The 8887-nt window shown below is 43.7% G+C and carries 9 protein-coding genes; 5 read left to right on the top strand and 4 right to left on the bottom strand.

The window, feature by feature from the left end:
• Nucleotides 1–440: 440 nt before the first annotated feature.
• The gene (locus tag EWV84_RS07735) at nucleotides 441–1307 is read left to right on the top strand and encodes a universal stress protein (RefSeq protein WP_287077540.1); all 867 of its coding nucleotides are present in this window, start codon (nucleotides 441–443) and stop codon (nucleotides 1305–1307) included.
• An 83-nt stretch (nucleotides 1308–1390) separates the two neighbouring features.
• Here the strand turns inward: EWV84_RS07735 and EWV84_RS07730 are convergent, their stop codons facing one another.
• Entirely contained in the window at nucleotides 1391–1720 is a 330-nt protein-coding gene (locus EWV84_RS07730; RefSeq protein WP_287077541.1) for a site-specific integrase, read from the bottom strand.
• Nucleotides 1721–2547: 827 nt separating this feature from the next.
• Here EWV84_RS07730 and EWV84_RS07725 point away from each other — a divergent pair.
• The 3 genes from EWV84_RS07725 to EWV84_RS07715 all read left to right on the top strand — a co-directional run bounded on the left by EWV84_RS07725 (nucleotide 2548) and on the right by EWV84_RS07715 (nucleotide 3808).
• Nucleotides 2548–2814 carry a hypothetical protein gene (locus EWV84_RS07725; RefSeq protein WP_287077539.1) on the top strand — a complete coding sequence of 89 codons (267 nt, stop codon included), beginning with the start codon at nucleotides 2548–2550 and terminating at the stop codon, nucleotides 2812–2814.
• Between the two features lie 350 nt (nucleotides 2815–3164).
• Nucleotides 3165–3440 (top strand): hypothetical protein, encoded by a 276-nt coding sequence (locus EWV84_RS07720; protein ID WP_002776327.1) that lies wholly within the window; start codon nucleotides 3165–3167, stop codon nucleotides 3438–3440.
• The gene (locus EWV84_RS07715) at nucleotides 3437–3808 is read left to right on the top strand and encodes a clan AA aspartic protease (RefSeq protein WP_287077538.1); all 372 of its coding nucleotides are present in this window, start codon (nucleotides 3437–3439) and stop codon (nucleotides 3806–3808) included. The genes EWV84_RS07720 and EWV84_RS07715 overlap by 4 nt, the downstream gene beginning before the upstream one ends.
• A 107-nt stretch (nucleotides 3809–3915) precedes the next feature.
• Here EWV84_RS07715 and EWV84_RS07710 read toward each other — a convergent pair whose 3' ends face one another.
• The 3 genes from EWV84_RS07710 to EWV84_RS07700 form a co-directional block, all read right to left on the bottom strand.
• Nucleotides 3916–6138, bottom strand: a complete 2223-nt coding sequence (locus tag EWV84_RS07710; RefSeq protein WP_287077537.1) for an aromatic acid exporter family protein — start codon at nucleotides 6136–6138, stop codon at nucleotides 3916–3918.
• 55 nt (nucleotides 6139–6193) lie between these two features.
• The gene (locus EWV84_RS07705; protein WP_170915562.1) at nucleotides 6194–6370 is read right to left on the bottom strand and encodes a hypothetical protein; all 177 of its coding nucleotides are present in this window, start codon (nucleotides 6368–6370) and stop codon (nucleotides 6194–6196) included.
• A gap of 64 nt (nucleotides 6371–6434) precedes the next feature.
• Entirely contained in the window at nucleotides 6435–7967 is a 1533-nt protein-coding gene (locus EWV84_RS07700; protein ID WP_323801793.1) for an NHLP bacteriocin system secretion protein, read from the bottom strand.
• Nucleotides 7968–8540: 573 nt separating this feature from the next.
• Between EWV84_RS07700 and EWV84_RS07695 the strand changes: the two genes are divergently transcribed.
• Nucleotides 8541–8887, top strand: a 347-nt coding sequence (locus EWV84_RS07695) for a DUF3782 domain-containing protein (protein ID WP_287077535.1), incomplete at its 3' end; no start/stop codon positions are given.

Here is an 8887-nt window from a genome sequence, read left to right as displayed (position 1 = left end):
AGATGTGAGTAGTTCATTAGTTTGTCTGTTTGTTTTGAGCAATATCCGACTTTAACTGATGAGCTTTCCTCTGTCAAGCTTTTCAGGTGATGCACTTCAGACTTGAATCGGCGTTGTAAAAATCAAAAATTCTCGTGGTTGCTGGAGAATTAAGAATGAATAATCATCAATTAAATGGTCGATTAATGGTGAACGGCAGCAGTTATTAAAAGAGAGCGCCAGCATTGCCTCCAAAATTTAGTACTAATGAACGTTTGACACCATGATTTTGAGCCAGGTATTTCTAATCAATTAAGCATAAATACTTAAAACACCCTCAAATGCGGCATCGCATTAACCGAAGAAAAAGCGCTTAATAAGTTGTTAAATTTCGGGAACAACATTAGCAGTATGCTGAAAATGAGCGAAAACTATTAAGATCATAGACCGAGTTTAATCTTATGCTAGAGAAAATACTATACGCTGATTCCGGCGCAGGTCAAACCCAAGAAATGCTACAAGCATTGATGGATCTCCCCGCTATCCGGAAAGCGTCGATCACCATTCTCCGGGTTGTTCCCCCTCAGATTACCACCGAAGCCCTGGCCAGTAAATGGGAAGAAGGAACCCAAATGCTGACTAAAATCCTGCAAGAAGTCAAAATTGAACCCAGCAAAGTTTCCACTATTCTGCGTCAAGGAGATCCCAAAGATACCGTCTGTCAAGTTGCCGACGAAATCGGGGCCGATTTGATCCTGATGGGTTCCCGAGGACTCAAGCGACTGGAGGCAATTCTAGAAAATTCCGTCAGTCAATACGTCTTTCAACTGACTAATCACCCGATGTTGTTGGTAAAAGACGATATTTACGTCAAAAAAATCAAAAAGGTGATGGTAGCCCTCGATAAGTCCACTTCGGCTGATTTAGCTCTCGATCTGGCTATTTATCTCCTGCGGGATTATCCTTCAGCAGAGTTAATTCTGGCCCGCGTCAACCCCGACTTAAAACCGGAATTTGCCCCCACTTCCCCCAAAGAAATGGAAGAAAACCCGATTTTAAGGCCCGCAGTGGCAAAAGTGAAACGGATGAATATACCCTATCGCTGCCTGGTGACGGGGGGTAAACCGGGAGAACAACTCTGCAAACTCGTCGATGATTATAATGTCGATCTCTTACTGTTGGGTTCGCCCGATCGCCGTCCTTCCGTGGCTAAGAGTTTACCGGATCTCGATCGCCTTCTCGGTACTTCCCTCTCGGATTATGTGCGGGTTAATGTCAACTGTCCCGTATTTGATTTAAGTTGCTGGCAATGGCTTTCATCGTCATAAAAGCCGAGCTAAAGGCGATTAGCTCATTTAAGGGATAACTTCGACTCTCAACCCGCAAGCTCAGTAATTGCTTCTCAAGAGATTCAATTTCTTGGATGAGCAATCCTAACTTTGGTGGGTTGAGAATGACCTGGGCAGCGATCGCACAACAGACTGCGATCGCTAAAATCATCAGCCATTTTTACTTTTTTGGTGAGGACGGTGGGCAGGCGTTTGGAGCGTTTTGCCCGTAAATATGCACCGATATTTTCCAGTTCAATTTTAAGAACTTCTTGATAAAGGAAGAGGATGGCGTTGAGGGCTTGGTTTTGGGTGGCGGCGGCAACGTTTTTATCAACGGCAAGATGGGTCAAAAAGGCTCTAATTTCTTCACCCCCCATTTCACGGGGATGTTTTTTCTGATGGAAGAGCAGATAACGCTTAATCCAGTCCAGATATGTTTGTTCGGTGCGGTAGGAGTAATGCGGTAGGGCGTATCGTCTCTCGCACTACCTCCAGGAGTTGGGGAGATGGGGGAGGGTTCATCACAGAGTATGCTAATCGGCATAACACGCTTATTGTAATATTATACGGAAAACTTCTCGCAATCGCTCCATTTGAGCGTAATATACAGAAAGATTCTTAAAAAAATGCGGGCTCTTCGGGACTTGGTATGGTTTTAATTGATTAGTTCGCTCCAGATCGCAAACAATTGACAAAAATTGCGGTAATGTCTGTCTCTATAAGGGTTTCATTCCTTATAACCCCGTCCATTGCATAAGACAAACCGAAGAGCCAAAATGCGTATTTGGCGTGATATACGGAAAATTTCCGCATAATATATAGTTAGACAGAATTTTTCCATTATTTTATGCACGAGGTAATAGACAAGTTTATCAGCTATTCAAGAAATATGTATCTAAAGGTATTGGCTTATTTGGTCTATGGTAGTGCGATCAGGGTATAAGACAAAATTGTGTATTTGTAGCATACGTCCCATGCACCTTCCACCTTATCTAAATATAAGCCCGTCTAACAAACCACTGCACCCGACCGTATGCTAAGATGTTAACATCATCCAACGTCAATGACGACGGGTGAGTTCAACCGTTAGCCCTCTAGGTTTTAGGTTGGGGCGTGTACTAAATTTGTTGGCTAAAGGCGAAAAGTAGATTACTACAAGACCACCGGTAAAGCATCGCATTAAAGCGATTAGTAATGTGTTGATTGGAATAATGTTAATCAATAGAGGTAGACCACTATGGAAATTCAGGGTATTCAAAATCAATTTGCTTATCTACATCAATGGTTGAAGGAAAAATACAAGTTAACTGAACCTACATTATCTCAAGTTGCAGCAAGTTTGGTTCAATCTCATGTAGTAGCAAGTGGTATGCCAATCACGATCGAAACAGGTGATCCTCTAGAAATTGGCTTTATTAGTTCTGCGGCAGATGGTGAGTTGCACGGATCTTTGAATGTAAATTTAGCATTTGATACTTCTCTAACTCTTGAATCTGAGGAATAGGAGTAGGCATAGAGTGAGAAATTCTGCCATAATTAAAGTGAAATACAGTTTAGAGGTTGTCTCATGGAACAGCGTTCTTTTGAAGGAACCTGGGAAGAAATTCTTCGTTACGCGCCTGAATTGGTCGGGCAGCGTGTAAGGTTGACAGTGCGATCGCCGATCTTGTAGGGTGCGTTAATGAAATGTAACGCACCTTATCTAATGTTCAAAATCCGTGCGTTACGCTAACGCTAACACAGGCTACATCATATCGATCGCCAAGATTAAGTGATTGCCAAACACACCCTATCAATTCAAAAGAGCGAGATCGTTCAGGTTAACATGGAGAAGGCAGTCAATGGGGCAAGGCTATGACAGTTCGGCAAAGGCGTTACAGCAAAGAGGAGATGGCTCGTCGGGGGAAAGAACTCTACGAGTCTGGCATTCGGCAGCAAGTCGAAGCGGGTAATGAGGGTAAAATTATCGCGATCGACATCGAAACCGGAGATTTTGAGGTTGATGAAACGGTCGTAGCTGCAACCAATCGGCTATTTGAGCGTAACCCTGATGCCCAGCCTTTTGGAATTCGGATTGGACACCGTGCCGTGTATCACTTTGGTTCGCGGAGCTTAAAGAAGAATTCATGATACACGGAGTTGTGAATTTGCGCCGTGAAGCTACACTTTCCCTTGTAGTTGGTAACTACTCATCTGGTCAGCGGGAATTCATCAATACCGTGATTGATACCGGGTTTGATGGCTTTCTGTCTTTACCATCTGAAATCATCATTCGCCTGGGGTTGCCTTGGACGATCTCCAATCCAGCGACTCTAGGCGATGGCAGCGAAGTCTTGTTTGATTTTTACACTGCAACAGTCATTTGGGATGGGCAATATCGCGAGGTTGATATCGCAGCATCAGAGACAGAGCCGTTGCTCGGAATGGCGATGCTCTACGGTTATCGATTGCAGGTGGATAATGTTGAGGGCGGCATCGTTGAGATCAAAGCATTGTGATCCCATTAAGAAGTGCGATGCCGAAGGTACTGCATAGCAGATCGCCGATCTTGTAGTGGACTGTTTCAGCTAAAATAGGGCAATAGATTTCGGCTTAAAGTCTTAGATTATAGAATTTCTAGCATTTTTCTAATACACCAAATTAGCTGAATTTGATTTAAGTTGCTGGCAATGGCTTTCATCGTCATAAAAGCCGAGCTAAAGGCGATTAGCTCATTTAAGGGATAACTTCGACTCTCAACCCGCAAGCTCAGTAATTGCTTCTCAAGGGATTCAATTTCTTCGATGAGCAATCCTAACTTTGGTGGGTTGAGAATGACTTGGGCAGCGATCGCCTCAGCAATTTCATCAAAAGCGATCGCGGTTTGTTGTGCGATCGCTTGTAATTCAGGTAAAAACTTTTGTCGTATCGGTTCAGGAAGCGGTTGCTGTAGCACATCTTGTAAAGCATCCAGTTGAGCCCAGAGTTTTTGTTCGTAGCCGATGGAGAAATTCCAAAAATTTTGGTGTTTGGTTGCTAAAACTGTGGAAATTTGTTCGAGACTGGCAATCTTAACCGAGGCTGGATGTTTGGCAATCGCCACTGTAATTGCCTGCTTCAGTTGGGCGATATCTGACGGTGGTATCGTATCCTGAAAATAGCCTGACAGCAGTTTTTGATATAGCTGTCCCATTTTCTTAAAAGTCACGGAAAAATCTGTTTCCAGTTCGTTTGTAGCCGATTCTGTCATAAATACAGTGGTCAGCAACACCCCCAGAAACGCGCCTACGGGAACTGAAATCAGTGCGGCCCAAATTCCTTGCTCGAAAAAAGGAAAAATATCCTTCCCGATGGCATCGGCTGCTACAATCGCACCGATGCGAGCGATGGGTGTAAACCCCAGCCAAGCACAACTGAAGTAGGCGAAAAAATAAGCCAGACTGCTACTAAAAGGATTATAACCAAAGGACTTGACCAACAGGTAAATACAGAGAATCGTCAAACTCAACGAAACAGTTGCCGCACAACCGATCGCGATCGCTCGACCCCGTGTCGGTTGAATGACAGTGACCACTGCACCTATTATCACAATATCTGCCACTTTTTCGTAAGCAGAAGGATAGGGAAACTCGATGTGACGAATAATAGCCAGTAACAAACCAATAACTACGCCAAGACTGACAATTTCTCTCAGGCGTTTTAGGGGTATAGGGGTCCATTTGGGAAAGGTAATCAGGTGTCTTCGCCTGAAAGTTGCAGTTACTTTCGTTTTATCGATTATCCTGCCTCCTAATCCCTCGCATTGTTGGATAAATCGAGATACAAGTTGAATAAATTGATAAAACTGTAGTGATTCTTGAACATCATACCGATCAATCTCTCCACTGGTTCGGAGATGATCAAGTTTACCCCCAATATTCGCTAAATCTTCTTCTAATTCTCTGAGGTAAGGGGTAGCTAAGATTTTTTTGCCGTTACTCAGATCCCTCAAGCTATCAAAGCTGTCGGTAAGATGAGTCGCCAATTGGTGAAATTCATCCCTGAACTGATGCACTAAATTTTGTTCACGCTTTCCGCCATTAAAAGCCATCAGATCAGCTAATTGTCGAGTCAATTGGTTCTGAATTGCCAAGATTTCACTCCAATTTTCTGCCACCAATATCTCACTACCGAATTCATGGGTTGCTTTTGTGAGTGTTGAAAGGCTAGTTTGTGTTGATTTTTTAATCTGATTGAGTAAGTTAAGCTCGTTCTGCTCAATAGAAAGAGGATAATCCCGCTCGTCGACCTCAGTTTTTAGGTAGCGATCGAGGATTTTTTGGAACAAGCGCGGTATATCTTGAAGGATTCCCATCAAGTTCCGGTTGAGATCGGCTCGAGTATTCTGGGGCCAAAATAGTAAGGCGACAGCAATTCCCACAGCGATTCCGATCCAGTTATCGATGAGGCGCGATCGCAAATAGAGCCAGATATTTTGTTGTGCTGATGTTCCTACCACTCTCATGGCAATTAAAGCGCCCAGTAGTGTGGCTTGGGAATAAGCGGCTTGCCATCGGTAAGTTTCACAGATCAGGGCGGCTAAAATGTAGGTGAGAGAGGGAATGACAAAAAAACTTGAGCCTTGGATTCCGTAGGCGTTCACCAGGATAGCGGCAATGATTCCCCCCAAAGCACTCCCCCCCAAACGCCCCAAACCTGCGGAGATCGCACCTCCCATCGATGGCTCAATCAGTACAGATACATACCCAAAGACGGGATAGACAAAGTTGTCTAATACATTTCCTCGGTGCCAAAAGAAACTCGTTAAGAGAGCAGCACCTAGGGAAAACTTCAATCCCTGTCTGAGCATTAGCCCGTTTTTAATGTCCAAGGTATCTCTATATCCTTTTTCGACTTACTCATTGTTACTCATTAATCGCCCGCTCAATCCCATATAAAATCAGTGCCAAAAACGTCACCAACCAAAACCAAAGCTGAGGAGGCTCACTATGGATCAAGATTACTAAGACAAACGCTGCGGCAATAATCCACCACTTAAACCACCAAGTCCACCATTGAGAACGTCTTTTCGGATTTTCCATATTAGGTTTAACCGTTTATTCCAGTCTTTGTTTCTTTAAGCTACTTGCGAGCGCAAGATTGTGGTTAACGTTGGTACACCCCTGTAATCCAGCGAAAAGCAGGGGTTATATAACTCACTAAAGAACGCTCTTCCACCACAGCATGGACATCTGCGGTAGTCCCGTTGGTAATTCTTTGGGGCGCTCCCTTAGCTTGAGTCCAGTAAAAACCACTCGGTGTATTGCGATCGACCTTCAGCGCTAAAGTGGCTTTGATAACACTTGCATTGACGGGTATAGGCTTATCGCGATCGTCTTCATCCCTACCCAGAAACAGCTTGCTGGCCAGTTCATTACTTCCGACTATATTTGCCAGTTCTGCCACAGTTACCGGCTGCTGATCGACGGAAACGACCTTAGCGACGATACCCCCATAGCGTTCGCGATCATAGAGATCGGGAACGACCTCTACTTCCTTGCCCGGTTCTAATCTTTTGGCATCACCACTCTTAAACAAGGCCACCACGTTGGTCTTGGCCTTTAGATTGGAGACTTCTAACGTACCTATGCGCCCCCCCGGAGCCAGGACTTCCCCCGGATTAACAGATAAGTCTAAAATCTGGCCGTTGTACAGACTCACTACATTTTTGTTGGCTTGAATAGTGGTTTTTAACGTATTAATCTCTCGTTGCTGGTCAGCGATCGCATTGTAACGAAGAATATCACTGGCTGTATCTTGGAGGTCTATTTGCCGTTTTTCTGTGTTTAGTATATTATTCTGTGCCGTCAATGCGTTCATCTGCGCTCGCAGGCTTTCATCAACCCCCTTAAGGCGATCGAGTTCTATTTGGACGCGATTGATACTATTAGAAGCCTCTAGATTATTGAACTGAAACAAATAGGAGGGAAAATCTAGCTTGGCGACAGCCCCCTCTTCGATAAGTTTATCGTAGGCGGCTAGTCTTTCATCCGTTGAGTTCTGGAAATTTTTAAGGTATCGAGCATGGGAGAGATAGGCTTCTCGCTGTTTTTGATTACTGGATAATTGAACTTGAAGTGCTTTAATCTGAAGCTGATTCGCCTTTTGCTGGCGCTCTATTGAGGCTGCATTCAATTGGCGACGACTCACTTCAATAGAGTCAACTCTTTCATCCTGCTGCTTGAGATCCGCTAGTCTATCCTTTTTATCTTTTAATTCTGTTTCTAATTCAGGAAACTCTAAAGTTGCCAGTAACTGACCTTTTTTGACAGAATCTCCCGGTTGAATCAGGAGGGTTAACACCCGTCCACCTTGACGGGGTTCGATATTAACAATAGAACGAGGAATCAAAATGACCGCTCGTCCTTGAACAGGTGTCGGAATCTTGCCAACTATCGCCCAATAACTCAATCCTCCGAGCAAAAGACCCACAGGCATTAAGCGCAGGATTATCTCCCCTAATCTTCCTGTTGGCTCCGAATATTTAGACGTTTTTTCTGAATCAATTTTAGAATCAATTCCCGTTTTTATTTGCTTATTATCCTGATGTTCTATCCTAGCCTGCGTTGTTTTCTTCGCACCCATATCTGGCTGCTGATAATTCTGATCAGACATAGATTCAGCTTGATTTTTTGCCATTGTACTGAAATGAGTAAAAATCACTTAATTTGTAACATTATAAACATTCAGAGGATATTACTTTAGATTAGGAAAATCCTCTGAAAAAATCGCTCAAGCTATTTTTGAGACAGGATGACTAGGGTACGTCGAAAGATTTACCGAAGGCTCAAACCTTTAAAATTTCGTGTAAGAAAGATAATAAAGTAGTACGCTTGATGTGAGCTAAAACAACCTAATAGGCATCAAGTATTTGAGTCCAACACTCCCACTAGAGAGATAATCTATCGAAGGAGTTTACACCATTCCAGCTTTTAACTTACATAAGGCCTATAGTTTCATTGTAACCGTTCAGAGGGGGGATGTCAAGCCGCCAGTGGCATTGACTCTGTGGAAGGACTCTCCTGGGGCAGCAGAGAAGGAGAAGCACTGCCTTTCCTAGAGGCATGGATGCTACTCTCTCACAGTAGCCGCTCTTTTCTACGTCTTTTTAGATTACTAGATTTTGTCCCCCCTTGAACGGTTACTTCAAGGGAGAAAAAGCGATCGGGCTATAATAGAGAAAATTTCACTTTAGCTTGAGAGAAATTCACTATGACAGCCACTATTGAAGACATTCGGGCAATACTAAAGCAATTAGCTCAATCCCAACAAGAGTTATCCCAAGCTCAAAAAGAAACGGATAAACAAATTAACAGAGTTAGTCAGCAGATTGGGGAGTTGGGCAATCGTTTAGGAGAGTTTGTCGAGTGGCAAGTACGTCCTGCGGTGGTGCGTCTGTTTCAGGAGCGGGGTATTGATGTCCATGAGTTTCACCCTGGTATTTCGGTAAAACGGGATAATGAGGGTTTAGAGATTGATCTATTAGTAGTGAATGATACGGATGCCATTTTAGTGGAGGTCAAAAGTAAGTTAACTCAAAGGGATGTGGACGAGCATTT

It is taken from the genome of Microcystis sp. M_QC_C_20170808_M3Col, from assembly GCF_007095505.1.
In the GTDB taxonomy this organism is placed as follows: Bacteria; Cyanobacteriota; Cyanobacteriia; order Cyanobacteriales; family Microcystaceae; genus Microcystis.
The sequence above is the reverse complement of the archived record's forward strand: the minus strand, read 5'-3'. Positions and strand labels throughout refer to the sequence as shown.